Source organism: Humibacter ginsengiterrae, from assembly GCF_054780115.1.
In genome coordinates, this window is record NZ_BAAGWY010000002.1 from 425632 (window position 1) to 451378 (window position 25747).

27 protein-coding genes are annotated in these 25747 nt (G+C 68.1%); 20 read left to right on the forward strand and 7 right to left on the reverse strand.

The window, feature by feature from the left end; all coding sequences use genetic code 11:
• Window positions 1-75: 75 nt before the first annotated feature.
• The gene (locus ACYVII_RS04480) at window positions 76-912 is read left to right on the forward strand and encodes an aldo/keto reductase (protein ID WP_460531598.1); all 837 of its coding nucleotides are present in this window, start codon (window positions 76-78) and stop codon (window positions 910-912) included.
• Between the two features lie 99 nt (window positions 913-1011).
• Here ACYVII_RS04480 and ACYVII_RS04485 read toward each other — a convergent pair whose 3' ends face one another.
• Window positions 1012-1479: an Hsp20/alpha crystallin family protein gene (locus tag ACYVII_RS04485; protein ID WP_460531601.1), complete on the reverse strand. Its 468-nt coding sequence runs from the start codon at window positions 1477-1479 to the stop codon at window positions 1012-1014.
• A gap of 167 nt (window positions 1480-1646) precedes the next feature.
• Between ACYVII_RS04485 and ACYVII_RS04490 the strand changes: the two genes are divergently transcribed.
• The 4 genes from ACYVII_RS04490 to ACYVII_RS04505 all read left to right on the forward strand — a co-directional run bounded on the left by ACYVII_RS04490 (window position 1647) and on the right by ACYVII_RS04505 (window position 4582).
• Window positions 1647-2321: a class I SAM-dependent methyltransferase gene (locus ACYVII_RS04490; protein ID WP_460531604.1), complete on the forward strand. Its 675-nt coding sequence runs from the start codon at window positions 1647-1649 to the stop codon at window positions 2319-2321.
• A 7-nt stretch (window positions 2322-2328) separates the two neighbouring features.
• Entirely contained in the window at window positions 2329-2751 is a 423-nt protein-coding gene (locus tag ACYVII_RS04495; protein ID WP_460531607.1) for a hypothetical protein, read from the forward strand.
• A 305-nt stretch (window positions 2752-3056) separates the two neighbouring features.
• Entirely contained in the window at window positions 3057-4247 is a 1191-nt protein-coding gene (locus ACYVII_RS04500; RefSeq protein WP_460531610.1) for an inorganic phosphate transporter, read from the forward strand.
• Window positions 4244-4582, forward strand: coding sequence for a peptidase (locus ACYVII_RS04505; RefSeq protein WP_460531613.1), 339 nt, complete (start codon window positions 4244-4246; stop codon window positions 4580-4582). The genes ACYVII_RS04500 and ACYVII_RS04505 overlap by 4 nt, the downstream gene beginning before the upstream one ends.
• Before the next feature lie 9 nt (window positions 4583-4591).
• Here the strand turns inward: ACYVII_RS04505 and ACYVII_RS04510 are convergent, their stop codons facing one another.
• Window positions 4592-5878: a uracil-xanthine permease family protein gene (locus tag ACYVII_RS04510; protein ID WP_460531616.1), complete on the reverse strand. Its 1287-nt coding sequence runs from the start codon at window positions 5876-5878 to the stop codon at window positions 4592-4594.
• Window positions 5879-5994: 116 nt separating this feature from the next.
• Here ACYVII_RS04510 and ACYVII_RS04515 point away from each other — a divergent pair, with 116 nt between their 5' ends.
• The 4 genes from ACYVII_RS04515 to ACYVII_RS04530 all read left to right on the forward strand — a co-directional run bounded on the left by ACYVII_RS04515 (window position 5995) and on the right by ACYVII_RS04530 (window position 11511).
• The gene (locus ACYVII_RS04515; protein WP_460531619.1) at window positions 5995-7431 is read left to right on the forward strand and encodes an NCS2 family permease; all 1437 of its coding nucleotides are present in this window, start codon (window positions 5995-5997) and stop codon (window positions 7429-7431) included.
• Between the two features lie 38 nt (window positions 7432-7469).
• Entirely contained in the window at window positions 7470-8861 is a 1392-nt protein-coding gene (locus ACYVII_RS04520) for an aldehyde dehydrogenase family protein (RefSeq protein WP_460531622.1), read from the forward strand.
• A gap of 205 nt (window positions 8862-9066) precedes the next feature.
• Window positions 9067-10551 carry an aspartate ammonia-lyase gene (locus ACYVII_RS04525; protein ID WP_460531878.1) on the forward strand — a complete coding sequence of 495 codons (1485 nt, stop codon included), beginning with the start codon at window positions 9067-9069 and terminating at the stop codon, window positions 10549-10551.
• Between the two features lie 45 nt (window positions 10552-10596).
• Window positions 10597-11511, forward strand: a complete 915-nt coding sequence (locus tag ACYVII_RS04530; protein WP_460531881.1) for an alpha/beta fold hydrolase — start codon at window positions 10597-10599, stop codon at window positions 11509-11511.
• Window positions 11512-11521: 10 nt separating this feature from the next.
• On the opposite strand, the gene ACYVII_RS04535 is transcribed toward ACYVII_RS04530, so the two are convergent.
• Window positions 11522-12304, reverse strand: coding sequence for a glycosyltransferase family 2 protein (locus ACYVII_RS04535; RefSeq protein ID WP_460531625.1), 783 nt, complete (start codon window positions 12302-12304; stop codon window positions 11522-11524).
• Window positions 12305-12485: 181 nt separating this feature from the next.
• On the opposite strand from ACYVII_RS04535, the gene ACYVII_RS04540 reads away from it, so the two are divergent.
• Window positions 12486-13607: a PrsW family intramembrane metalloprotease gene (locus ACYVII_RS04540; protein WP_460531627.1), complete on the forward strand. Its 1122-nt coding sequence runs from the start codon at window positions 12486-12488 to the stop codon at window positions 13605-13607.
• Window positions 13608-13828: 221 nt separating this feature from the next.
• On the forward strand, window positions 13829-14206 hold the full coding sequence (locus ACYVII_RS04545) for an FKBP-type peptidyl-prolyl cis-trans isomerase (RefSeq protein ID WP_460531629.1): 378 nt from the start codon (window positions 13829-13831) through the stop codon (window positions 14204-14206).
• A 25-nt stretch (window positions 14207-14231) separates the two neighbouring features.
• On the opposite strand, the gene ACYVII_RS04550 is transcribed toward ACYVII_RS04545, so the two are convergent.
• Window positions 14232-14474: a hypothetical protein gene (locus tag ACYVII_RS04550; RefSeq protein WP_460531632.1), complete on the reverse strand. Its 243-nt coding sequence runs from the start codon at window positions 14472-14474 to the stop codon at window positions 14232-14234.
• On the opposite strand from ACYVII_RS04550, the gene ACYVII_RS04555 reads away from it, so the two are divergent.
• The 3 genes from ACYVII_RS04555 to ACYVII_RS04565 all read left to right on the forward strand — a co-directional run bounded on the left by ACYVII_RS04555 (window position 14461) and on the right by ACYVII_RS04565 (window position 16953).
• Complete coding sequence (locus ACYVII_RS04555) at window positions 14461-14652, forward strand: hypothetical protein (protein ID WP_460531635.1); 192 nt, start codon at window positions 14461-14463, stop codon at window positions 14650-14652. The genes ACYVII_RS04550 and ACYVII_RS04555 overlap by 14 nt on opposite strands.
• Window positions 14653-14817: 165 nt before the next feature.
• Window positions 14818-15342, forward strand: a complete 525-nt coding sequence (locus tag ACYVII_RS04560) for a purine phosphoribosyltransferase family protein (RefSeq protein WP_460531638.1) — start codon at window positions 14818-14820, stop codon at window positions 15340-15342.
• A gap of 75 nt (window positions 15343-15417) precedes the next feature.
• Entirely contained in the window at window positions 15418-16953 is a 1536-nt protein-coding gene (locus ACYVII_RS04565; RefSeq protein WP_460531641.1) for a carboxylesterase/lipase family protein, read from the forward strand.
• A gap of 80 nt (window positions 16954-17033) precedes the next feature.
• Here the strand turns inward: ACYVII_RS04565 and ACYVII_RS04570 are convergent, their stop codons facing one another.
• Window positions 17034-17753, reverse strand: coding sequence for an esterase/lipase family protein (locus ACYVII_RS04570; RefSeq protein ID WP_460531644.1), 720 nt, complete (start codon window positions 17751-17753; stop codon window positions 17034-17036).
• 164 nt (window positions 17754-17917) lie between these two features.
• On the opposite strand from ACYVII_RS04570, the gene ACYVII_RS04575 reads away from it, so the two are divergent.
• Both ACYVII_RS04575 and rpsO read left to right on the forward strand, forming a co-directional pair.
• Window positions 17918-18754: a hypothetical protein gene (locus ACYVII_RS04575; RefSeq protein WP_460531647.1), complete on the forward strand. Its 837-nt coding sequence runs from the start codon at window positions 17918-17920 to the stop codon at window positions 18752-18754.
• Window positions 18755-18879: 125 nt separating this feature from the next.
• Window positions 18880-19149 (forward strand): 30S ribosomal protein S15, encoded by a 270-nt coding sequence (gene rpsO / locus ACYVII_RS04580; RefSeq protein WP_146317451.1) that lies wholly within the window; start codon window positions 18880-18882, stop codon window positions 19147-19149.
• A 148-nt stretch (window positions 19150-19297) separates the two neighbouring features.
• Here the strand turns inward: rpsO and ACYVII_RS04585 are convergent, their stop codons facing one another.
• Window positions 19298-20014, reverse strand: a complete 717-nt coding sequence (locus ACYVII_RS04585) for an MBL fold metallo-hydrolase (RefSeq protein WP_460531651.1) — start codon at window positions 20012-20014, stop codon at window positions 19298-19300.
• Between the two features lie 133 nt (window positions 20015-20147).
• Between ACYVII_RS04585 and ACYVII_RS04590 the strand changes: the two genes are divergently transcribed.
• The 4 genes from ACYVII_RS04590 (at window position 20148) to ACYVII_RS04605 (ending at window position 24357) form a co-directional block, all read left to right on the forward strand.
• Complete coding sequence (locus tag ACYVII_RS04590) at window positions 20148-20738, forward strand: TetR/AcrR family transcriptional regulator (protein WP_460531654.1); 591 nt, start codon at window positions 20148-20150, stop codon at window positions 20736-20738.
• 117 nt (window positions 20739-20855) lie between these two features.
• On the forward strand, window positions 20856-22001 hold the full coding sequence (gene pdhA, locus ACYVII_RS04595) for a thiamine pyrophosphate-dependent dehydrogenase E1 component subunit alpha (protein WP_460531657.1): 1146 nt from the start codon (window positions 20856-20858) through the stop codon (window positions 21999-22001).
• Entirely contained in the window at window positions 21998-22981 is a 984-nt protein-coding gene (locus tag ACYVII_RS04600) for an alpha-ketoacid dehydrogenase subunit beta (protein WP_460531660.1), read from the forward strand. The genes pdhA and ACYVII_RS04600 overlap by 4 nt, the downstream gene beginning before the upstream one ends.
• On the forward strand, window positions 22978-24357 hold the full coding sequence (locus tag ACYVII_RS04605; RefSeq protein WP_460531663.1) for a dihydrolipoamide acetyltransferase family protein: 1380 nt from the start codon (window positions 22978-22980) through the stop codon (window positions 24355-24357). Before ACYVII_RS04600 ends, ACYVII_RS04605 begins: the two co-directional genes overlap by 4 nt.
• Window positions 24358-24522: 165 nt before the next feature.
• Here the strand turns inward: ACYVII_RS04605 and ACYVII_RS04610 are convergent, their stop codons facing one another.
• Window positions 24523-25644 (reverse strand): epoxide hydrolase family protein, encoded by a 1122-nt coding sequence (locus ACYVII_RS04610; RefSeq protein WP_460531666.1) that lies wholly within the window; start codon window positions 25642-25644, stop codon window positions 24523-24525.
• Between the last annotated feature and the right edge of the window lie 103 nt (window positions 25645-25747).

The following is a 25747-nucleotide window of genomic DNA, read 5'->3' on the forward strand; positions in this document are numbered from 1 at the left end:
CGCGATGCCGCCGACGGCGACCACGGGTCGTCGATGGCAGCCTCGGCGTGGTGGAGTGTCGGTAGCGTTGCCTGCATGAGCATTCCGCAGCGCGTGTTGAACGATGGAACGAGCATCCCGGCGATCGGCTTCGGAACGTATCCGTTGCGCGGCGAGACGGGCGAGAAGGCGGTGGTGTCGGCGATCGAGGCCGGCTACCGGCTGCTGGACACGGCCGTGAACTACGAGAACGAGGATGCCGTCGGGCGCGGCATGCGGGCATCAGGGCTCGAGCGCGCCCAGCTCATCGTGCAGACCAAGATCCCCGGCAGGCACCACGGGTACGACGAGACGATGGCCTCGTTCGAGCAGTCCCGGCGCGCTCTGGACGTCGAGAAGATCGATGTATACCTGATCCACTGGCCGAACCCGAGCGTCGACCGCTACGTCGACACGTTCAAGGCGATGATCGAACTGCGCGACCGCGGTCTCGTGCGAACGATCGGTGTCTCTAACTTCACCGAGGAGTTCCTCACCAGGCTGCAGCGCGAGACCGGAGAGCTGCCCGCGGTGAACCAGATCGAGTTGCACCCGTACTTCCCGCAGGAGCGGCTGCGAGCGTTCCACGACGAGCACGGCGTCGTGACCGAGGCGTGGAGTCCGCTCGGCAAGAACTCGCCGGTACTGAAAGAACAGGCGATCGTGGACGCCGCCGCCTCTCACGGTGTCACTCCGGCTCAGGTCGTACTGCGCTGGCACGTTCAGCTCGAATCGGTGCCGCTGCCGAAGTCGGGCAATGCCGAGCGTCAGCACGAGAACTTCGACATCTTCGGCTTCGAGCTGACCAACGACGAGGTCGCGGCGATCACCGCGCTCGGCAGGTCGGACGGCCGGCTGTTCGGAGGCGACCCGAACCACCACGAGGAGCAGTAGCCGCAGCAAGCGGAGACGCACGAAGGCGGGGCCGGGGGATGAGTCCCCGGCCCCGCCTTCGTGCCAGATCTCAGCGCACGCGTGCGGTGCGCACGACGTTCACGCGTCGATCGGCTTCTCGTGCTTCTCCTCGACCGTCACCGTCGGGTGGTCGCCTTCGCCCGTGGCGGCGCCGCTGGTCACGGCGATCTTGCGAGGCTTCGCCTTCTCGCTGACCGGGATCGTCACGCTGAGCACGCCGTTCACGTAGTTCGCGGAGATCCGGTCGGTGTCGAGGCCCTGGCCCAGGCTCAACTGGCGCAGGAACGAGCCGGACTGGCGCTCGCGCGTGATCCACTTCACGCCCTCACCGCTCGACAGCGTGCGCTCGGCGCGGATCGTCAGCAGCTGACCGTCGACGTCGATGTCCACCGAGCCGGGGTCGATGCCGGGCAGGTCGGCGTTCAGCACGTAGGTGTCGCCGTCGCGGTACAGGTCCATCGGCATCAGCCGCGGCCCCTGCCCGCCGCCGAACATGGCGCCGGCCAGTCGGTCGAGTTCGCGGAACGGGTCGTAGTTGGTTGCCATCTCTACTCCTCCATGGGTCGATCCACGATGGTTCAAAGTTGAGCCGCATAGGCTCAACTACGGTCAGATTAGCACTCTGATGTGGAGAGTGCCAACGGTGAGTTCTTCCCGCCGCGTCTGCTCTGGGCGAACGCGGGTGAGGCACCGGCCGGGACCACAATGGAGGGATGCACGCAGCCGAGAGCCCCGAAGAGATCGCACGCCGCTTCGACGAGCGTGCGGGCCACTACGACGAGTCCGAGTTCCACACGGCTCTCGCCGGGGCGGTCGCGCAGTTCGCCGGAACCGACGGTGTGCGCAGCGTGCTCGACATGGCGACCGGCACCGGGCTCGTTCTGCGGGCGTTGCCGGAGGTGGACATCCGCAAGGTCGGTGTCGACCTGTCTCCCGGCATGCTCGAGGTTGCCCGTGAGCACCTGCCCGGTGCGCAACTGATCGAGGGTGACGCCTCGATCGCGCCCGACGTCGGCGGAGAGCAGTTCGATCTGATCACGTGCGTCACCGCGCTGCACCTCCTGCCCAGCCCGGTGGATGCGCTGCGATCGTGGCGCAGTGCGCTGGCGCCGGAAGGGCGTGTCGTGGTGGGGGTGTTCCGAACGGACGACGCGCGCGATGTGCCCGAGGTCGCCGAGGCCGTGAGCCGCGGCGCCGAGCGGCGCCCGCACGGCACGCACGACGAGCTGCACGCACGGGTCGGCACCGAGGAGGCGCTGAGAGTGCTGGCAGCCGAATCGGGTTACGAGCTCGGGAGGGTACGCACCTGGGTGCTGCCTGAGCCGCTCGAGGTGTGCCTGCTCGCAGAGCTCGTCCCGGCACGCCCACTCGGTGTCCGCGACGCATAATGGCGGGATGATCACGACCGAGCTGGCACGCGAGCTGCGAGACCACGGACTGGTGTGGCATCCGGCATCCGGCGACGTCTTCGCCATCGACTCGGGCGAGTTCGACGGCGAGACGTTCACCGTGAGCGACATGACGATCGAGGCCCATGAGTTCGACACCGGCACCATCCTCGGCTTCAACGGCACGACGGAGTGGGCGCTCGACTCGGTCGCGGTCGAGAACGCGGTGTGGCTGCCGCGAGAGGATCAGCTCCGTAGTCTCCTCGGCGGCACGTTCGTGGCGCTGAACCGCACGGATGCCGGTGACTACGTCGTCGAGACTGCTCGCGACGGCGCGCACGCACGTTTCGCTGCGGCGGAGGCAGAGACGGCGTATGCGCACGCGGTGCTTGCCCTCATCGCGCAGGCGACGGCGGACGCCGCCACCTGATCGGGCGGGCGCTCAGGCGTCCGCGAGCGCCGCGGGCGTGATTCCCGCCACAGGCGCGCATCCGGTCATCGCCATCGTGATGTCGAGTTCGGTGAGCACGTTCTGCAGCACCTCTCGCAGCACCGGCGATCGCGGTGATATCCGCGCGCTCCCCTCGTCGAGTTGACCGTGCCACCGCCACATGTGACGATCGACGTGGTCCTTAACGCACGGTGCACCACGGATGAACGTCGCCGTTGCGCCGCCTCCGGCTCGCCGGGGAAGCGGGAGGCCGTGCCCGTGCCCGCTATTCGAGAAAGACGTCGGTGGACCTCACCCTGATCGTCGTGCTGGTGATCGCGCTGGCACTCTTCTTCGATTTCACCAACGGCTTCCACGACACGGCGAACGCCATGGCGACGCCGATCGCGACCGGCGCGATGCGGCCGAAGATCGCGGTCGCGCTCGCCGCCGTGCTCAACCTGGTGGGGGCGTTCCTCTCCACGGCGGTGGCGAAGACCATCTCGAACGGCCTCATCAACGAGGGCCACGGCGGTGTTCTGATCACACCGACGATGATTTTCGCCGGGCTCGTCGGCGCCATCATCTGGAATCTCGTCACCTGGCTCTACGGCCTTCCCTCCAGCTCCAGCCACGCACTCTTCGGCGGACTGATCGGTGCCGCGATCGTCGGCGCCGGTTTCGGGTCGGTCGACTACGTCGTGCTGCTCGACAAGGTCATCCTGCCGGCCGTGCTTTCCCCGATCATCGCGGGCCTCGTGGCTTTCTGCGCCACCCGGTTGGCCTATGCGATCACGCGCCGGTACGACCGTCTGCCCGACGGTCGCGCCGGGTTCCGGTTCGGCCAGATCTTCTCGTCGTCGCTCGTGGCGCTCGCCCACGGCACCAACGACGCACAGAAGACGATGGGCGTCATCACGCTCGTGCTCATCTCGGCGGGCGCGCTCGCGCCGGGTTCGAATCCTCCCGTGCTCGTCATCGCGGCCTGTGCGCTGGCCATCGGCATCGGCACCTACACCGGCGGATGGCGCATCATCCGCACCCTGGGCAAGGGGCTCACGGATGTGAAGCCGGCGCAGGGCTTCGCGGCGGAGACCAGCACCGCGGCGACCATCCTCGCCTCCTCGCACCTCGGGTTCGCGCTCTCGACTACACAGGTGGCATCCGGATCGGTGATCGGATCCGGCCTCGGCAGAAGGGGCTCCAGCGTGCGGTGGGGCACGGCCGGGCGTATCGGTCTCGGCTGGCTCATGACGCTGCCCGCCGCGGCCGTCGTCGGCGCGATCACGGCCCTCATCGGACTGCTCGGGTTCGTCGGAGTGGTGATCGATCTCATCATCGCGGTCGGCGTGATCGTGCTGATCTTCGCGATCTCCAAGCGCAATCGGGTGTCCGCGCGCAACGCGTTCGAGGGCGTCAACGAGGTGGCCGAGTCCGGACGCGTCGTCAAGATCCGCAAGGTCAAGCCGAAGAAGCCGAAACGGAGCGCAGCATGAGCGGCATCGACTGGATCTCGTTCGTGATCGTCGCCGCCGTGGCGCTGGTCGCTGCGTGCGTCGTCATTTCGCTATATGCGCTGGCGCTGAGGATGCTCTCCACGGCGGGCAAGGCGCCACACGTCACCCCGGCGGAGTTCACGGACGCGATCACGATCGTCACCCCGGCCGAGGCTGCAGCGGAGGCGAAGCGCATCAAGAAGGCCGCGTCGCGCAGCCCGCTCACGCCGCTGCAGAAGCGTCTCGCGCTTATCGTGGCCTACACGTGCTTCGTGCTCTGCGCCCTGGTCGTGCTGTTCGGCATCTATCTGATCGTCCCCGCCCTGCATAGCTGAATACGCACCTCAGTCGGTGCGGCGCGCGCGCCCGATCGCGTTCATCAGGTGGTAGATCACGATCGCTGCGACCGTTCCGAGCACGATGCCGCTCAGCTGGATGCCGCCCTTCGGGTTGCCGATCACCCAGGTGAGGTTGCCGACGCCGATCACCAGAGCGACAGCCGCGGCGAACTGGTTCTTCGGCTTAGAGAAGTCCACCCGGTTGTCGATCCAGATCTTGATGCCGACGACGCCGATGAGCCCGTACAGCGCGAGCGTTGCGCCCCCGAGCACGCCGGACGGGATCGTGTTCAGCACCGCTCCGACCTTCGGCGACAGCCCGAGCAGCACGGCGACCGCACCTGCCACCCAGTACGCCGCCGTCGAGTACACCTTGGTGGCGGCCATCACGCCGATGTTCTCGCCGTAGGTCGTGGTTCCGGATCCACCGAAGAGTCCGGCGAGTGTGGTGGCGAGTCCGTCGGCGAACAGGGCCCGCCCGGTGAGCACGTTCACGTCGCGGCCGGTCATCTGGGCGACCGCCCTGATGTGTCCGACGTTCTCCGCGATCAGCACGAGCACGACCGGGAGGAAGACCGGCAGCAGCGCCCAGAGTGAGGCATCCGCGAATGGATTCCCCGGCAGCGCGAACGTCGGCAGGCCGACCCAGGCGGCCTTCGCCACCGGCGAGAAGTCGACGACGCCGAGCAGTACGGCGGCGAGGTAGCCGATCACCACGCCGACGAAGATCGACATGCGGCCGAGCATCCCGCGGAACAGCACAGTGCACAGGATGATCGCGGCCAGCGTGATGATCGCCACCAGCGGCGACGTGCTGAAGTTCGAGACCGCCGTCGGCGCGAGATTGAACCCGATGAGGGCGACGATGGCGCCGGCCACCACGGGGGGCATGAGCGCGTCGATCCAGCCGGTGCCGGTGAGCACCACCACGCCGCCGACGATGGCGAGCAGGATGCCGACCGCCAGGATCCCGAACAGCGCGCCGCCCATGCCGTGGCCCGCGGTGGCCGCGGTGATCGGGGCGATGAAGGCGAACGACGATCCGAGGTAGCTGGGCAGCCTGTTCCGGGTGATGAGCAGGAACCCGATGGTGCCGATGCCCGAGAACAGAAGCGTCGTAGAGGGCGGGAAGTGGGTGAGCAGCGGAACGAGGAACGTCGCTCCGAACATGGCGACGACGTGCTGCGCGCCGATGCCGATCGTGCGCGGCCAGCTGAGCCGTTCATCCGGTGCCACGACCGTGTCGGGGCGGATAGTCTTGCCATCGCCGTGCAGGGTCCATAGGGTCGCCATCTGGCCTCATCTCGTCGCTTGATCACCTGGCGGTCGCCTGACAATATCGTCTCGGCGCAACTCGTTCACCCCTCCGCGTCAACCCCCTTCCTCTGCCCGATCGGAAAGAGCCCCCCATGTCCGGAACTGCGACCAAGACCGAACCCCAGGCTCCCGGTCGTCTCAATTCGTTCTTCGAGATCTCGAAGCGCGGGTCGACGTGGTGGCAGGAGGTGCGCGGCGGCGTCGTCACGTTCGTGACGATGGCGTACATCATCGTGCTGAACCCGATCATCCTGTCGGGCAGCAAAGACGTGGCGCACCACTCGCTCGCGTTCCCGCAGGTGGCTGCAGTGACGGCGCTCACCGCCGGAGTGATGACGATCCTGTTCGGCCTGATCGCCCGGCTCCCGTTCGCGTTCGCCGCCGGGCTCGGCATCAACTCGTTCCTCGCGGTCAGTGTCGTCGGTCAGGTGACCTGGCCGGAGGCGATGGGGCTCGTGGTGATCGACGGCGTGATAATCGTCATTCTCTCGGCCACCGGGCTGCGGCGGCTCATCTTCGACGCCGTGCCCTACTCGCTGAAGATCGCCATCACCGTCGGTATCGGCCTCTTCATCGCGTTCATCGGCCTGGTGGATGCCGGTTTCGTCACCACCACGAAGCTGAGCTCCCCGCCGATCGGCCTCGGCCTGAACGGCTCCGTTGCCACCATTCCGACCCTCGTGTTCGTGCTCACGCTGCTGATCACGGGCATCCTCGTCGCCCGCAAGGTGAAGGGCGCGATCCTCATCGGACTCGTCTCGGGCACCATCCTCGCCGTGATCGCTCAGTTGATCTGGCACCTCGGCGCCCAGCCGAAGGACGCCACAGGCTGGAACCTCAACATCCCCGAGGTGACGAACTGGGTCTCGCTGCCCGACTTCGGCCTGGTCGGACAGGTGAGCTTCGATTTCGGCAAGCTCGGCGTGCTCACCGCAGTGATGCTGGTGTTCACGCTCGTCTTCAGCAACTTCTTCGATGCCATGGGCACCATGACCGGACTCTCCAAAGAAGCGGGGCTCGCCAACGCGGACGGCACCTTCCCGCGACTGCGCAGCGCGCTGATCGTCGAGGGTGTCGGCGCCGTCGCGGGCGGCCTCACCTCCAGCTCGTCGAACACGGTGTTCATCGAGTCCGGGGCGGGTATCGGTGAAGGAGCGCGCACCGGGTTCGCCAACGTGATCACGGGCGGAATGTTCCTGCTCGCCATGTTCTTCACCCCGATCGCCCAGATCGTGCCGTCCGAGGTAGCCGCCGCGGCGCTGGTCATCGTCGGCGCGCTCATGATGTCGCAGATCAAAAGCATCGATCTGACCGACTTCTCGGTGCTGCTGCCGGTCTTCCTCACCGTGATCGTGATGCCGCTGACGTACTCGATCGCCAACGGAATCGGTGCCGGGTTCATCGCCTGGGTCGTCGTGCAGGCGTTCTCCGGCAAGGTGCGCTCGATCAGCCCGTTGCTGTGGATCGTCGCCGCCGGGTTCGCCATCTACTTCGCCCGTGGCCCCATCGAGGCGCTGTTCCCGCACTGATGCTGAACTTGGTCAGCTGACCAGCATTAGCATGAGGCATGGCTTCTGACCAGATCGCAGGCATCGTGGCCGGGCGACGCGCCGCCTTCTCGGCCGGGATCACCAAACCGCTGGCCTGGCGCCGGGAGCAGCTGACGGGCATCCGCCGCATGCTCACCGAGCACGGGGCGGAGTTCGAGGCCGCGCTTGCTGCGGACCTGCGCCGCAGCCCCACCGAGACGCAGCTGGCCGACATCAACGTCATCCTGGCCGAGGTTTCCCACGCGCTGAAGAACCTCAGGTCATGGGCGGCACCGAAGCGGGTCTCGCTTCCGCTGGCGCTGCAGCCGGGGCGTGGGTGGGTCATCCGCGAACCCCTCGGGGTCGTGCTCGTCATCGCCCCGTGGAACTATCCGATCCAGTTGCTCCTCGGCCCGGTCGTTGCAGCACTCGCGGCGGGCAACGCTGTCGTGATGAAGCCCAGCGAGCTTGCGCCCGCCACCTCGGCCACGGTCGCCCGCCTGGTTCCGGACTATCTGGATGCCCGCGCCGTCTCGGTCGTCGAGGGAGCGGTCCCCGAGACCACGGCTCTGCTCGAGCAGCGCTTCGACCACATCTTCTATACCGGCGGCGCCCGCGTCGGCCGCATCGTCGCCGCGGCCGCCGCCAAGCACCTCACGCCGGTCACGCTGGAACTCGGCGGAAAGTCGCCGGTGTACGTGGACGACTCCGTCGACCTGGAGGCGGCCGCCAAGCGGATCGCGTGGGGCAAGTTCCTCAACGCCGGCCAGACCTGCGTCGCGCCCGACTACCTGATGGCCACGCGAGAGGTGATCGACCGGGTGGTGCCGCTCATCGACGCAGCGGTGCACGAGCTGTACGGGAGCGACCCGCAGGCATCCGGCGACTACGCCCGCATCGTGAGCCCGGCCAGGTTCGAGGCGCTGAGCGCGTTGATGGGTGACGGCACCGTGGCGTCCGGAGGGCAGACGGATGCTGAAGACAAATACATCGCGCCCACGGTGCTCACCGACGTCGCCGACGACTCCCGCATCATGGGCGAGGAGGTTTTCGGACCGATCCTCCCCGTCATCGAGGTGGCCGGCGCAGACGACGCGATCCGCCGCATCGCCGCCGGGGAGAAGCCGCTCTCGCTCTACGTGTTCTCGAACGACGAACGGGTGCGCAGGGAGTTCCTGCGCGGCACGTCGTCGGGCGCCGTCGGATTCAACGCGGCGCTCATCCAGCAGACCGTTATCGGGCTGCCGTTCGGCGGTGTGGGGGAGAGCGGCATGGGCCGCTACCGTGGCGAGGCGGGGTTCACCACGCTGAGCAACGAGAAGGCGGTCCTCAGCAAACCGCTGAAGCCGGAGTCGATGACCATGATCTTCCCTCCGTACACGAAACGCGTCGACTCGTTCGTGCGCGGCCTGCTCCGGCGGCTTTCGTAGGTGCGCCAACCTGCGTGCCGAGCGGGCGCGCCACGGCCGATCGTCCTGAATCCGGCCGCCCGGACACCGGTGCGTCCCGTGCCCAGGATGCCTTACGGCGCGCCGCGTAGAGTCGAAGTCGCGGGCGCGACGATGCGTCGCGCGGAAAGGCCGAAGAGTCGTGACAGCGACGCAAGAGATCCCCGTTCAGCAGCCCGATTCCGGCATGTCGCCTCCCGACGGCTGGGAGGCGCAGGAGGGAGACTACCGCATCGAGACGGACTCGCTCGGGCAACGTCGTATTCCGGCAGACGCATATTGGGGCATCCACACCTCGAGGGCCTTGGAGAACTTCCCGATCGCGCACCGGCCGATCTCGGTGTACTCGACCTTCGTCGACGCGCTCGCCATGGTGAAGCTCGCAGCGGCGAGGGCGAACGCGGAGATCGGCGCCATCGAGCCGCACAAGGCCGAGCTCATCGAGGCAGCCTGCCTCGAGCTGCTCGACGGCAAGCTGCACGACCAGTTCGTGGTGGGCATCATCCAGGGCGGTGCCGGTACTTCCACCAATATGAACGCGAACGAGGTGATCGCCAACAGGGCGCTCGAACTCGGTGGGTGGAAGAAGGGCGACTACGCGCACATCCACCCGATCGACGATGTCAACCGCAGCCAGAGCACGAACGACACGTATCCGACGGCGCTGAAGATCGCCCTGTCGTTGCTGCTGCGCTCACTGCTGGACGAGCTGTGGGCGCTGCGTGAGTCGTTCTCCCGCAAGGGCGTCGAGTTCAAGCACGTGCTCAAGGTGGGCCGAACCCAGCTGCAGGACGCCGTGCCGATGACTCTCGGGCAGGAGTTCCACGGCTTCGCGACGACGCTCGGCGAGGACTACCAGCGTCTCAAGGAGACAATCTGGCTGCTCTCCGAGGTCAACATCGGCGCCACAGCGATCGGCACCGGCATCACGGCCGATCCGCGCTATTCCGCCTCGGCGGTGCAGCACCTGGCGCGCATCTCAGGGCTCGACCTGGAAGCCGCACCCGACCTCATCGAGTCCACGAGCGATGCAGGCGCGTTCATGTCCTTCAGCGGTGCGCTGAAGCGCAGCGCAGTCAAGCTCTCGAAGATCTGCAACGACCTCCGGCTCCTCTCCAGCGGACCGCAGGCGGGCCTCGGCGAGATCAACCTGCCGCCGCGCGCCGCGGGGTCGAGCATCATGCCGGGCAAGGTGAACCCGGTGATCCCTGAGGTGGTGAACCAGGTGGCGTTCAGCATCATCGGAGCGGATGCCACGGTCACCGCCGCCGCCGAGGGCGGCCAGCTGCAGCTGAACGCGTTCGAACCGGTCATCGCGAACTTCCTGCTGCAGTCGATCACCTGGCTGCGCCAGGCGTGCCTCACCCTGCGCGTGAACTGCGTGGACGGCATCACCGCCAACGAGGAGCGGCTGGAGACGATGGTTGGGTCGAACATCGGCGTCATCACCGCGCTCACCCCGCACATCGGGTACGCGGCGGCAGCGGCCCTGGCGAAGACGGCGCTCCTGACGAACCGGAACGTCGCCGATCTCGTGGTCGAGGCCGGTCTCATGCCACGGGAGCGTGTCACGAAGCTGCTTTCGCCAGCCAGACTGAGCGGACTGGAGACCGTCACCACCTCGATCCCCGTCGTGTCGGATCACCACGGCAGTCCCGACGAAGGTCTCTGACGCACGCCAGGGCACGCGCCCTACCCCTATCGTGGACGAGTGTCCATCGACGAGGAACGCGCCGACAGGTCATGGTCGGCGGGCGACGGCGAATCGCGTCGCGCGGCGATCGCGGCCGATGCGGCAATCGGTGAACTCGATTGGTCCGTTCCGCCCGAGGGCACGGTGGTCGGCCGGTTCGAGGCGCCGAGCGGGTCGCTGGCGACGTGGTCGATGGGTGACACCGGTGATCCCCGCGTCGTGCTCGTTCCCGGCGTGACCGGCTCGAAGGAGGACTTCGTGCTGCTCGGCCCGATCCTCGTGGCCGCCGGCTACAACGTGATCAGCTACGACCTCGCGGGGCAGTACGAGTCGGCGGATGCCGGACCCGGACCCGGTGGAGCGTACAGTTACGACCTCTTCGTCGACGACCTCGTTGCGGTTCTGGCCGCAGGCGGCCCGTCGCATCTGCTCGGCTACTCGTTCGCCGGAACGGTGGCTCAGCTGGCCGCGGTGCGTCGCCCTGACCTGGTGCGCAGCCTCACCCTGCTCACCACGCCGCCGCTGCCTGGCGAGACGTTCCGCGGCGTGCGGATGATCGGCTGGCTGAGCCGCTTCACCACGGCGCACCAGGGTGCCGGGCTGATGATCTGGGGCATCGTCACCAACAAGAACAAGGTGGGTCCGAAACGGCTGGAGTTCGTGCGATCCCGTTTCGAGCTCACCAGCCGCGAGTCGATCGACGACATCATCGGGCTCATGCGTCGTACACCGGATGTCTCACGCGAGTTGCGGGCGACGGGCATCCCGGTTCTCGTGGCTACCGGGGAGCACGACCTGTGGCCGGTCAGGCTGCACGCCGGGTTCGCGGAGCGGCTCGGAGCCGAACTCGCCGTCTACCGCACCGGACACAGCCCGTGCGAGACCGCGCCGCATCAGCTGGCCCGCGACATGCTGGAGCTGTTCGCCGAGGCCGGATAAGCCGGTGCGGTCAGACCGTGCTTGTCGCGTCGCCCCGGCCTGCCTCGTCTTCCGCCCGGCGCTGCAGCCGGTACTTCTCGCGTGCCTCACGGATGCGCCATGGTGACGCCTCCGGCCAGTTCAGCCGGAACGTCAGATAGGCCCAGCCGAGCCTCCTTCCGAACGCACGCCACGACGAGAACGGCCTCGCCGAGATGCCGACCCGGAGCGTGTCGTCGACGCGCACGACGACATCCGGGGGCAGATGCAGGCTCAGGTCGAGGTCGTCGTGCACACGGCGCAGGTCGCGGTGCACGCGCAGCCGCACCCGTATCCAGACCTCGCGCCGCATGGCGAAGTTGGATCCGAAGATCGGGCCGTTGTCGAGCCAGAGGCCTCCGAACCAGAAGTACCCGCCGATGTAGAGGTTCTCGCCCAGCCACGTCACGAGCGCGTTGCCGTCGTAGAACTCGCCGGGCCCGGTGAGCACGCCGACCTCGGGCGAGACGGTGAGCTCCGCCTCGATGTGTGCCAGCCAGTCTGTGGGCGGCCGGGAGTCGGCATCCAGCCGGGCGATGATGTCACCGGATGCCGCGTCATAGCCTGCAGCGGCGGCCGGGAAGATCCCGCGCACCGGCTGCTGCACCACTGTGGCGCCGAGCGAGCGCGCCACCTCGCCCGTCTCGTCGGTGCTCGCGTTGTCGACGACGATGATCTCGTCGGCCGGCCGCAACTGCTCGCGCAGCCTGTGCAGGCACTCCCGGAGCATCGCCGCATCGTTGTACGAGGGGATCACCACGGAGATCGTCGTCACGTCGCGCAGCACTCCCTCCGCGTGACGACCCGTGAACTGGGCGCCCGCCGCGCACCGATCCTACGCGTAAGATTCCGATGCGTTCACCGGCCCCCGCGCGCTTCAGGGGCCCCGACACGACGAGGAGTCGCATGTACCATCCGACCCGCTGCCGTGCCCCGAGAACGACCGTGACGTCTGCATGACCGGGTATCCGTCGACCCCGCTGCCGCCCGCGCCGCCGAAACCACGCACCCGCACCAGAACCGTCGTGTGGACGATCATCGGCCTGGTGCTGCTCACCCAGCTCCTCGTCGTCGTGTTCGCCTACCTCGTGCTCGCGTTCGGCGCCGGCCCGGTCGCGGTGAGCGCCCTGCTCGCACTGGTTCCGCTGGCCATAGTGGTGCTCACGGCGACCTGGATCGACGCCTGGGAGCCGGAGCCATGGGCCGCGAAGGTGCTCGCCTTCCTCTGGGGTGCGGCAGCAGCCATCACCATCGCGTTGCTCTTCGACGTCGGCCAGCGATTCCTCACCGCCATTCCGGAGAGCTCGATCCTGTCCGCGACGGTCCGGGCCCCGATCGTCGAGGAGTCCGCGAAGGGCGCGGTGCTGCTCATCCTCGTCTTCGCCGCCCGCCGCACGTTCGACGGACCTATCGACGGCATCGTGTATGCCGCGTTCACCGCAGGCGGGTTCGCGTTCGTGGAGAACATCCAGTACTTCGGCACGGCCCTGCACAACGGCGGAGCGAGCGAGGCCGCCACAGTATTCGTTCTGCGCGCGCTGTTCTCACCGTTCGCACACGTGCTCTTCACCTCGTGCACGGGGCTCGCGGTGGGACTCGCGGCGCGCAGGAGAGGCGTTGGACGCATCCTGGGCGCGTTCGCCATCGGACTCGCTGTCGCCATCGTGCTGCACTCGGTATGGAACGTCGCAGGCTACCTCGGCTTCTGGGGCGTCTACCTGTTCTTCGAGTTCCCGATCTTCGTGGCCGCCGTGGTGACGGTGGTGCTTCTGCGCGTTCGCGAGCAGCACCTGACCAGAGACCGGCTCGAGGAGTACGGCAGGGCCGGATGGTTCACGCCGGACGAGGTCGCGCTCTACGGCACCAGGACCGGACGTCGCCGGGTTCGCGCCTGGGCCCGCGTGCGCGGTGGTGAGGCGTCCGCGATCGTCCGATCCATGGTGCGCGATACGACCAGGCTGGCGATGGACCGTCAGCGCCTCGTGACCGGAGCGGCGGATGCCTACACGCCGGCCGAAGAAGCCGCTCTGCTCGCCGAGATCAGCGCTTCGCGGAGTCGGCTGTACGGCCTCCACTGAGGCAATCCCCCGGGGGTCGCGGGCCCCGATCGTGCCCCGGGCAAAACTCACCGCTCGGTGGTGCGGCACTGCCTGCAGCCGAATCCGAGCGGCGAGTTGGTCTGAACCCAGCGTGCATCGGCTCGGCCAGTATTGCAAGCATTTGCGCCCAGTTTCGTCGTCGTCAGCCCTTGTCGCCATCGCGCTTTGACGCGGACGGCACGGTGCCGTTGGATGGAGGGATGAGCGAAACGCAGAAGTCCAAGCCGGAGATCGACGCCCCCCAGGGTCCGGCGCCCGAGGCCCTCGAGATCGTCGACCTCGTCGAGGGCGACGGCGCGGAGGCGACACCCGGCGCGAGCGTCGACGTTCACTATCTCGGGGTCGACTATGACTCGGGCGAGGAGTTCGACTCCTCGTGGAGCAGGGGCCAGTCGATCCAGTTCCCGCTCCGCGGACTCATCCAGGGCTGGCAGGACGGCATTCCCGGCATGAAGGTCGGCGGTCGGCGCCAACTCACCATTCCGCCGCAGCTGGCGTACGGGCCGGCTGGCAGCGGGCATCCGCTCGGCGGCAAGACGCTGATCTTCGTGATCGATCTGCTCGATGTGAAATCGTGACTCCACCGCGATGCGCCCGGAAGCCCTACGGCTCCGGGCGCATCGCGTCGTACTGGCGGAACGCCGGCTGCAGCCGCAGCAACAGTATGACGGCGACGATGATCACCAGACCACCCAACGCAGGGCGGAAACCCTCCCTATTGCACCGGAACCAGGCGAGCAGGGCGATGCACAACGTCGACCCCCACGCGACGATGGCAGACAGCAGCGCGAGCAGCCGGCGATCGATCACGTCCGCGAGCATCCCGCCGTCGATGCCGAAGAACACCATGGGCAGCAGTGCGAACAACGCGACGCCCGAGACCGAGAGCGTCGACCCGGTCGTACACCTGAAGGCCGATCGCCGCGATCGTCATCTGGCCGCCGATGCCGGAGATCGCGCCTCCCAGTCAGCGTCGGGCGAATGCAGGGCTGAAGCGCAGCGGGCGCAGGTCGACGAAGAGTGATCTGCCGGCAATTACGGGCGGTGTCGCATCGCGGCTCGGGTCATCAGCATGCGGCACGGCATCCGACGCCAACACCCGCGCCGTGTTGGCCAACGCTCGCGCGGTTACGAACCGTAGGGGCGACATCCGCGTGGACCCCGCCCGTGAACGCCCTAATGTGGACGGGTGACCCGCGCGCGTGACGAACTCGACCGTCTGCTGGTGAGCGTTCCGGACTTTCCCGAGCCGGGCATCCTCTTCCGCGACCTTGCTCCGGTGTTCGCCGACGGTGTCGCGTTCCGTGCCATCGTCGACGATCTCGTGCAGCACTTCGAGGGGGAGTTCGATGCCGTCGCCGGTGTCGAGGCGCGCGGATTCGTGCTCGCCGCCGCGGTCGCGTACGCGGCGGGAGTGGGTGTGCTCGTCGTGCGCAAGGCGGGGAAGCTTCCGGGGGAGGTGCTCGCCGAGACATACGACCTCGAGTACGGCAGGGCGAGCCTCGAGCTGGAACCCGAGCGTCTGCCGAGGGGATCTCGCGTGCTCGTGCTCGACGATGTGCTCGCCACGGGCGGCACCCTGGGCGCGACGGCCAGGCTCATCGGCAGAGCCGGCTATTCGGTCGCGGGCTTCGGCGTGGTGCTCGAACTCGACGACCTCGGTGGCCGTGACCGCCTCGCCGGCTCGCCGGTGTACAGCATCGCCGCGCTCTGAGCTGCGCGCCCATCGGTGCAGCGCTGCGGTCCGAGCTGCGCGTCGGTGAAGTGCCTGGCGTCCTAATCTGATCTCGTGAGTGCGACGGAGGCGGCGCTCAGCAGCGCCACGGACGAGCAGGGGCCCGTCGTCGCCACGGCGCAGGGGCGAGTTCGGGGCGTGTACGAGGACGGCGTCTGCACCTTCAAGGGCATTCCCTATGCGGCTCCTCCCGTCGGCTCGCTGCGATTCCGCAGTCCCCGACGGCCCGAGCCGTGGGACGGGGTGCGCGACGCCTCCAGGTTCGGCCGCATCGCGCCGCAGCCGATCCAGGCGTTCCCCGGAGTGCAGCCGCGGCAGATGAGTGAGGACTGCCTCACGGTCAACGTCTACACTCCCGAGCTGGGGTCGGCCGACCTGCCCGTCATGGTGTGGATCCACGGCGGCGCCTACTACGTGGGTTCCTCGGCCGATCCGCTCTACGACGGCGCTCGGCTGGCGAAGCGTGGCGTCGTGGTGGTGACCTTCAACTACCGCATCGGACCGCTTGGCTACCTCGACCTGTCGTCGTTCTCGACGGCGGACGACGTGTTCGAGAGCAACGTCGGGCAGCGCGACCAGCTGGCGGCGCTCGCATGGGTGCGGGAGAACATCCGCGAGTTCGGCGGATCGGCGGACCGGGTGACACTGTTCGGCGAGTCCTCGGGGGCCGGAGCCGTCACCACGATGCTGGCCACCCCGAGCGCGGAGGGCCTGCTGCACGGAGCCATCGCGCAGAGTTCGCCGGCCGGCAGCGTCTACTCCCCGGCGACCGCACGTGTCTCGGCCGAGCGCTTCCTGGCCAGGCTCGACATCGCCCCGGATGCCGTGCATCGCCTTCGCCTGCTTCCTGCGGGATCGCTCATCGAGGCGTGCTCGCGGCTCATCGTCGACACGAGCACGCTCGAACCGGGCACGATACCGGTGGCACCCGTCGTCGACGGCGACCTCGTGCCGGAGTACCCGCTGACGGCGATGGCTCGGGGTCGCGCGCTCCGCGTCCCACTGGTGATCGGATCGAACCGCAACGAGGCGATGCTCTTCCGGCTCTTGCGTTCGCCCATCGTTCCGAACAGCTCGAAGGCCGTGCAGCTGATGGTGGAGCGGCTCGGCACGCCGGAGGCGCTCGCCGTGACGTCCGGCTATCGCGGCTATCCCCGGTTGCGGCCGGCACTGAGCCTTGCGACGGATGCCGCATTCCGCATGCCCACCGTGTGGGCGGCGTCCGCGCACAGCAGCTACGCACCCACCTGGGCGTACGAGTTCGACTTCGCACCACCGCTCATGAAGGCGGCCGGGCTTGGCGCGATGCACGGGGCGGAGCTGCCGCACGTGTTCGGCGCTCCCGTGCCGCGTGTGCTCTCACTAGGGGCGCGGACTTCCGGCCGCCGGCTGACCGAGCGGATGCAGTCCCGCTGGGTCTCGTTCGCGGAGGTCGGCGATCCGAACCCGCTCCGAATGTCGCCGATCTGGCCGCGCTACGACACGCAGTCCCGTCTGACGTACGTGTTCGACACCGCCGACCGCGTCGTCTCGGACCCGCACGGCGACCTCCGCCGGGTATGGGGCGACGGAATCATCGCCTTCCGGTAGCCACGGGGCGATGAGGTCATCGCCTTCCGGTAGCAGAGGGCGATGGGATCATCGCCTTCCGGAAGCAGAGTGCGATGGCATCATCGCCCTCCGCTGACATCGCGCAGCGTCCGTCGCAGCAGAGTCCACAGCTCGGGATGTCCGAGCACACGGAAGTGCCCGTCGACGGGTAGCCGCACGTTGGCACGGGCATCCGCAAGCATGCTTCCCGCCGGGATCTGGGGGTCGAAGCGCGGGAAGACCGACACGATGTCACTGTTCGCTGCCCGGTTGGCGGAGAGCTCGAGCAGCGTGGAGTCGGACGGCGAGAAGTCGCGCAGCGAGCGCACCGGCGCCCGGGTGGCGTAGGCGGATCCGGAGAATGGCGTCGCGATGGCGACCATCGCTTGCACCCGTGACCGCGTTCGTTCCCAGGTCATCAGTTGCTTGCCGACGAGCCCGCCCTTGCTGTGCCCAATGATGAGCACCTCGGTCAGGTCGTGCCGTTCCAGGTACGACGCGGCGAGTTCCGCCGTGTTGAGCACGTGTTCCACGTTGCGTCCGAGTGCGGTGAGCACGTGCGGTCGTCGGCGGTTCGCGACGCAGAGTGCCGCGAACGGGTCGAGGAACCGAGGCGATTCGTGCACGCCAGGCAGAAGCAGCACGGGAGGTCCGCCGAGCGGATGCTCGTGGTCGCGCACGATCCATCGTCTGGCCCGCGCGCCGCGTGCGTGCCAGCCCGGCAGGAACGCCGCGTCCGCGAGTCCGACCGCAGCCGCTTTCGCCACGGCGTGCGGCGTCAGCGCGTCGTCGGTCGGCATGTTCTCCACCTTCGCACTTCGCACCTTGGACGGAATCGACCCGTGCACGTGGCGGCTCGCGGATGTACGGTCAGCCCGTCTCGGAACGCGCGGGTAGTGTCGATCGGGTAGTTGAAACGACCTGACCGGGTGCTGCCTCGGCCCGGAGGACAAGGAGACGATCTGTGACCCCGACGAGGAAGACGAGCCCGCGAACCCGGCCGACCGAGGCGGAGTCCGAGCCGCCCGCCGAGGTCGCATCTGAGGCGCCGACTACTCCCGTCGAACCGGATCACCTCGCGCCGGCAGGGGAGGAAGCGGCGACCGAACCTCTCAGCGCGACGGACCCGCAGCCCGACGATTCCGAGCCCGAAGTCGTTGCGCACGAGGTTCCGGTGGATGAGGCGCCGCAGCCGCTCGCAGCGGAAGCCCACGCGGGCCGACCGCAGCCCGAGGCCGCTCCCGCACAGCCGTACGTTCCGGCGCCGCTGAGCGCCACCCAGCTGCAGAACGACCCACTGCTGGGCACCCACGACGAGATCATCGTCGACCTCGGACTGAAGCTCAGGTGGGGCGCCGTCGGCTGGGCTCTGCTGGGCGCTGTCGCCTCGTGGCTCATCGCCGCGCAGGTCGGAATCGCGACGAAGAGTGGAACGCCGTTCGGGTGGGCGCTTGCCGCGACCATCCTGATCTTCGCCGGCGCCGTCTGGTACTTCGCGGATGTCTCCACCCGTTTCACCTCGGTCGCCGCGTATCGCAAGGCCAAGACGCCGCAGGCCATTGCCCGCCTCGACCGCGGTGCGGTTGTGGGACTGTACTCGGCGATCGGCGCCTGGATCGGCGTCGCACTCGGCGCCCTCGTCGTCGTGAGCGGAACGGTCACGGCCGTGCTCACCTTGGCGTTCGGAGCATCCGGCTGGGCATGGTTCTTCGGCGGGGTCCCCGCCGCACTGCTCTACCTGTACGGTTTCGCGCTGCTGCACTACCGGCTGCTGGAGAAGACGCGCGACGCCGTCGCCTGACCCGTTCGAGAACACCTCTCCGCGCCTGCTAAACTTCTTCGGTTGCCGTCAGAACGGCCGCGGAGAAAGAGCGCCCGGGCATTCGGCCTGTGGCACCGCGCAACGAGAGGAAGGGGATCGAATCTATGGCACTCGATGCAGATGTCAAGAAGGCGATCATCGAAGAGTATGCAACCCACCCCGGTGACACCGGATCCCCGGAGGTTCAGGTCGCGATCCTGACCAAGCGGATCAAGGACCTCACCGAGCACCTCAAGGAGCACAAGCACGACCACCACTCGCGTCGTGGTCTGCTGCTGCTCGTGGGTCAGCGCCGTCGCCTGCTGGGTTACCTGCAGGAGATCGACATCAACCGGTACCGCTCGCTCATCGAGCGTCTGGGGCTTCGTAGGTAGCGGCTGCGCCGCTAGCGCGAAGTCCGAGTACCGCGTCGATCGGCAGCTCTTCGTTCGACAACGCGAACTTCTTGCGAACGGCCCGCCACCTCAAAGGTGGCGGGCCGTTTCGTCGTCTCCGCAGAGCTCGCACGCGGCGGGATGCCGTTCAGGCTGCGTCTGCGGCGGCGAGTTCTGCCGCCAGCTCCCGCGTGCCGCGGTTCCACGGCGTTCCGTGTCCCGGAAGCACCCATTTGGCGTCGATGGATGCCAGCTTCGCATGCGACCGGCGCGCGGAATCCGGGTCGTCCGTGAATGGTGCGGGCTGCGGACCGCGCCTCCCGGTCAGCACATGCCGCGTGGTCAGCGCATCGCCGACGAAGACGGCGTCGAGGGAGGGCACGACGATGGCGATGCTGCCGGCTGAGTGTCCGGGAAGCGCCACGATCCTTGGGCCTCCGGGAAGGTCGAGCACGTCACCGTCGTGAACCGGCGTCACCTCCGTGAGGTACGTCGTGCGCATCCCGCCCTTGCGCAGCGTGTACCACAGGAACCCCATGGTGGCCCCGAAACGCGTCTTCCCCCACGCCGGGTGGGTGGATTCCTCGCCGCGAGCGCGAGCCGCATCCTCGTGGCCGATGTAGACCGGAATGCCGTGGTCGCGGCGGAGCCGTTCGGCGTAGCCGATGTGGTCGGAGTCGCCGTGCGTGAGGATGACGCCGCGGATGTCCGCGACCTCGCGACCCATCTGGGCCAGTTCCTTGAGCAGATCCGAGTACTGGCCGGAGATGCCGGCGTCGATGAGGGTGAGGCCGCCGTCGCCCTCGACGAGATAGGCGGCGACGAGGTCGTTGCCGACGCGGTGCAGGCCGGGTGCGAGTTCCATGGCGATTCCTTCCGAGTGGATGGCGGGGTAATGTTTGCCATGGCTACGGTAATTAGCCATGATGGCTAATGTCAATAGCTAAAACGTGATTCGAGCCGTCGTTCGTCCGACGGTGTTTCGAAGGGGGAGACGGATGCCGGCACCCAACCGCACCACCAACGACGAGATCCTCGCCGAAGCCGTGCGACTCGTGGAGGAAGGCGGTCCCGACGCACTGACCATGAAGGCCGTGGCCGCCGGAGTCGGCGTGCAGCCGCCATCGCTGTACAAACGGGTCCAGAGCAGGGAACATCTCCTCGGGATGGTTGCCGAACACGCCGCTTCCGATGTGGCGGCGGTGCTCGATGAGGCCCAGGGCGATGCCGGCGACGATCCGCTGGACGGCGTGATCGCCATGGCGAGGTCGCTGCGACGGTTCGCGCACGAGCACCCGCGCCTGTTCGGCCTGCTCTTCGCGGCGTTGCCCGAGGCTGCGCGCCCGTCCAGAGATGTGCTCACCCGAGCGAGCTCAGCGGTGCTCGTCGCGGGCGGGCGCCTCGCCGGTCCCGAGCATGCGCTCGACGCCGCACGCACCATCACCGCGTGGGCTTACGGGTTTCTCACGATGGAGCTCGCCGGTGCATTCCAGCTGGGCGGGGAGCCTGGCGCGGCGTTCGAGTTCGGAGCGCACGCGATCGCGCGCTCGCTAGAGCGGCCTATGGATGGGCGGGGCAAAGCCCGCTGATTGGCCCAGTGCCGGTCCGTCGTCGTAGTCTGGAGGAGACGCTTGGCAACGGTGCCGGGCGGACCGGCCACGCCACAAGCATCGGCCGGTCACGATCGATGAAGGCTGCGTACAACGATGCTCACCATCCGACCTGGTACGGACACGTCCACCCGTCAGGGCCAATTGGCCCGGCTGATCGCCCCGGACGGCGAACGGCTGCACGACCCTGATCTCGACCCGTGGGTCGCCGACGTCTTCGAGGAGCAGCTCCTCGCTCTGTACGAGGACATGGTGGTCGCACGCCGCATCGATACAGAGGCGACGGCGCTGCAGCGCCAGGGGCAGCTCGTGCTCTGGCCGCCGCTGATCGGCCAGGAGGCAGCACAGATCGGCTCCGCCCGCGCCCTTCGCCACGGGGATTTCGTCTTCTCCAGCTACCGCGAGAACGCCGTCGCGTATGTGCGCGGCGTGTCGATGACCGACATGCTGCGAGTGTGGCGCGGGTCGCAGTTCTCCGGCTGGAACCCGTACGACGTCGGCATGGCGACGCCGACCGTGATCATCGGTGCGCAGACTCTGCACGCTGTCGGCTATGCGATGGGCGTGCAGCACGACGGCGCGGACGACATCGCCATCGCGTACTTCGGCGACGGTGCGACCAGCGAGGGCGACACCAATGAGGCGATGGTGTTCGCCGCCGCGTACGGCTCTCCTGTCGTCTTCTTCTGCCAGAACAACCAGTACGCCATCTCCGAGCCCGTCGGCCTTCAGGCGCAGAAGCCGATCGCCGACCGCTCGCCGGGCTTCGGCATCCCGAGCATCCGCGTCGACGGCAACGATGTGCTGGCCGTGCTGGCCGCCACGCGCATGGCCGCCGAGCACGCCCGAAGCGGCGAGGGCCCGATGTTCATCGAGGCCGTCACCTATCGACTCGGACCGCACACCACCTCGGACGACCCCACCCGCTATCGCGAGTCCGCCGAGCTCGACACGTGGCGCGAGCTCGACCCGATCGAGCGCACCCGCTTGCTGCTCGTCGACTCCGGCGCCCTCACCGAGGAACGTGCGGCAGCGGTGAAGGCCAAATCCGACGCCATCGCCATTGAACTGCGCGACGGATGCCTGTCACTGCGTCCCCGGGATCCGCTCACGATCTTCGACCATGTCTACGTCGACGCCCCGTCCGCCCTGCGGCGCGAGCGCGACGCGTACGCCGCTTACCTCGCGTCGTTCGGGAGCGCGGATGCCGGGGCAGGCGAAACCGGGGAGGTGTCGCGATGACCGAGCTCACCCTCGCGAAGGCGATCACCACAGGACTCGCCGATGCCCTCGAGTCCGATGACAAGGTGCTGCTGCTCGGCGAGGACATCGGCAAGCTCGGCGGCGTGTTCCGTGTCACCGACGGCCTGCAGGCGCGCTTCGGCGCCGACCGGGTGATCGACACGCCGCTCGCCGAGGCCGGCATCATCGGCACCGCCGTGGGAATGGCGATGCGAGGGTACCGCCCGGTGTGCGAGCTGCAGTTCGACGGGTTCGTGTTCCCGGGCTTCGACCAGGTCGTCGCCCAGGTCGCGAAGATGCGGTACCGCACCATGGGTGCCGTGAGCATGCCGATCACGATCCGTGTGCCGTTCGGCGGAGGAATCGGCTCAGTCGAACACCATTCCGAGTCCCCGGAGGCGTATTTCGCGCACACGCCGGGGTTGCGTGTCGTGGCGTGCTCGAATCCGCAGGACGCGTACACGATGATCCGCCAGGCCATCGAATGCGACGACCCGATCGTCTTCTTCGAACCGAAGCGCCGCTACTGGTCGAAGGGCGACGTGCTGCCGGATGTCGCCGACGCGCTGTCGCTGGACCGTGCTCGCGTCGTGGTCTCCGGAACCGACGCCACCCTTGTCACATACGGACCTCTGGTTCAGACCGCGAAGGATGCCGCGCTCGCCGCGCTAGACGAGGGTGTCTCGGTCGAGGTGATCGACCTGCGCTCCCTCGCTCCGCTGGACGAGGAGGCCATCGTCGACTCCGTGCGCAAGACCGGGCGGCTCGTGATCGCGCACGAGGCTGCGCGGTTCGGCGGCCTGGGTGCGGAGTTGGCGGCCACGATCACCGAACGCTGCTTCGACACACTCCTCGCGCCACCGCTGCGGGTGACCGGGCACGACATCCCCTACCCGCCTTCGGAGCTGGAGGAGCACTACCTGCCCGACCTCGACCGCATGCTCGACGCGGTCGACCGCGTGATGGGGGTGCGGGTATGACCGTCAAGGAGTTCGCTCTGCCCGACCTCGGTGAGGGGCTGACCGAGTCGGAGGTCGTGGCGTGGAAGGTTTCCGTCGGCGACGCGGTCGAGCTGAACCAGATCATCGCCGAGGTGGAGACCGCCAAGGCCCTCGTCGAGGTGCCGTCGCCGTTCGCCGGCATCGTCAAGGAACTGCACGCCGAGCCGGGCGAGACGCTCGAGGTGGGCGCGCCGCTGCTGTCCTTCGACGTCGAAGGAGAAGCGTCGGAAGACGGCTCGGATGCTTCGACGCAGGCGTCCGACGAGGCGCGCGTCGCCGAACCGGTCGGCGTGGGCGCGGCACAGGCCGGCTCACGGCCGGTCGTGACGAACGCTGGCGGGAGGCCCCGCATCGCCGGTGCCGCCGGACGCGAGCAGGCAACCAACGCCGGTGCGGAGCCGGCGGTCGTTGCTTCCGCCGGCGCAACGGAGCCCGTGGAGGAAGAACGTCACGAGGTGCTCGTCGGACGCGGTCCGCGCGCGCAGTCCGCCCGGAGACCGCAGCGCAAGGCGCGGGCCGGCCGGCTCGCCGAGCCGATCGCGTGGGAGCGCCCGGCCGGCGTCGGTCGCCGCGACGGCGCCGAGCCCGCACCGCCGGCCGAGTCTGCACAGATGCCGGCGTCGCTGGTGGAGCCCGTCGGAGCCCCGGCCGCATCCGCAGCCGAGACCCGCACCGCCGCGACCGGCATCCGCCGTCGTACCGCGGAGGCGATGGTGCGCAGCGCCGCAGTGCCGCAGGTGACGGAGTTCCTCACCGTCGACGTGACCAGGAGCATCCACCTCATCGACCGGTTGGCCGCCTCACCCGAGTTCCGCGGCAGGCGCGTCACCGTGCTCACCCTCGCGGCGAAGGCGCTCTGCCTCGCGCTTGAGACCACCCCAGAGGCGAACACGCGGTGGGACGAGTCCACCGGCGAGATCGTGACTCCGGCGGGAGTGAATCTGGGAATCGCTGTGGCGACCGAGCGGGGCCTCGTGGTGCCGAACATCCGCGGCGCCGCAGCACTGCGGATGCCGGAACTCGCGGACGCCCTCGCCGCTCTCGTCGAGCGCGCCAGGGCCGGAAGGTCGACCCCGGCCGAGTTCACGGGTGGAACGGTGACGATCACGAACGTGGGCGTCTTCGGAGTGGATGCAGGCACGCCGCTCCTGAACCCGGGCGAGACCGCGATCCTCGCGCTCGGTGCCGTGAACCGGCGTCCCTGGGAGCACAAGGGGCGCGTCCGCCTACGGCAGGTCATGACGCTGAGCCTGACGTTCGACCACCGGGTCATCGACGGCGAGCAGGGATCGAGGTTGCTGCGCAACCTCGGGCGCATCCTCTCCGATCCCGCCAGCACCATCGCCCTGGCGTAGGGCCCTCCGGAACCACCGTTCCTGAGCGAGCAGAGCACGTCGAAGCGCACAACTCGCACCAAGCCGCACTTGCTCAGGAGCGTTGGAACGGTGAGAGCGCGGCGGCGTACGTCGATCATCGCCGCGCTCTCCAGATGCTCGCTCAGAAGTTCGCGTCCTTCGGTCTTATGCCAGATCGGCGAAGAAGTCGCGGAGATCCGCCGCGAGTTCTGTCGGCGATTCCATCGCGGGGAAGTGCAGCCCGCGCTCATGTTCGCGCCAGAACGCGCCCGCCGGCGCAGGCACGAGCTTGCGCACCGTGGCGTCGCTGCCGAACACGGAGAACCCCTGAGGCACGGCCGGCGGCGCACCCCAGTCGGAGGAGTGCGCCTGGTCGTAGAGCGTGTGTGCTGCGGAGGCGCCGGACTTGGTGAACCAGTAAAGGCTGACCGTGGTGAGAAGCTGATCGCGATCGACGGGCAGGTCGGTCCACGCATCGACTTTCTCGGCGATCCATGCCAGCTGGAACACGGGCGAATCGGTCAGACCGTATCCGACGGTCTGGGGGCGGCTGTTCTGTATGGCCAGGTATCCGGACCCGTCCGTGCGGAACCGGTTCATGCGCTCCAGGATCACCTGATCGACCGGATCGCCGTCATCCAGTGATTCGGCCATTCCTGGCAGGAAGGTCGCGACGCTGGCGGCCGTGAAGGGATCGGTCACGACGTGCAGTCCGATGATGTGGTCGCCGTCGATGCCCGCCATTGAGCCGGCGATCCCGGCACCCACGTCGCCGCCGTGCACACCGTACCGGTCGTATCCGAGGCGCCGCATGAGTTCGGCGAACGCCGCCGCCGAGCGGCCCATGGTCCAGCCCGCGCCGCTCAATGGCGTGGAGTACCCGTAGCCGGGCAGCGAGGGGATCACGAGGTGGAACGCCTGGTCGTTCTTCGGAGCTACGAGCGGAGCGATCATCCCTCCGAACTCCGCGATCGAGCTCGGAAAGCCGTGCAGCAGAAGAAGGGGCACGGCGTCCTCACGCTCGGACCGCACGTGCAGGAAACCGATTCGCTGCCCATCGATCACAGTGCTGAAGAGATGCTCTCCGAGTTCGGCCTCTCGTGCGCGCCAGTCGAATCCGTCGCGCCAGTACTCGGCAAGGCTCGCCAGCTTCTGCTCGGGGATGCCTCTGCTCTCGTCCGACACAGGGGACGCATCCGGCCATCGGGCCGCAGCCAGGCGGTACTGCAGGTCGTTCAGCTCCGCCCCCGAAACCCGGATGCCTGCTGGTTCGATACTCTCGTTCATCTCGCAACTTCCTTCTCGATCTCGCTGTCGCCCCTTCGGCGCCTTCTCGAGTCGAGAGTATGAGGCAATGCGGAAGGGTTTGTTCCTCATAAGGAGCACAATC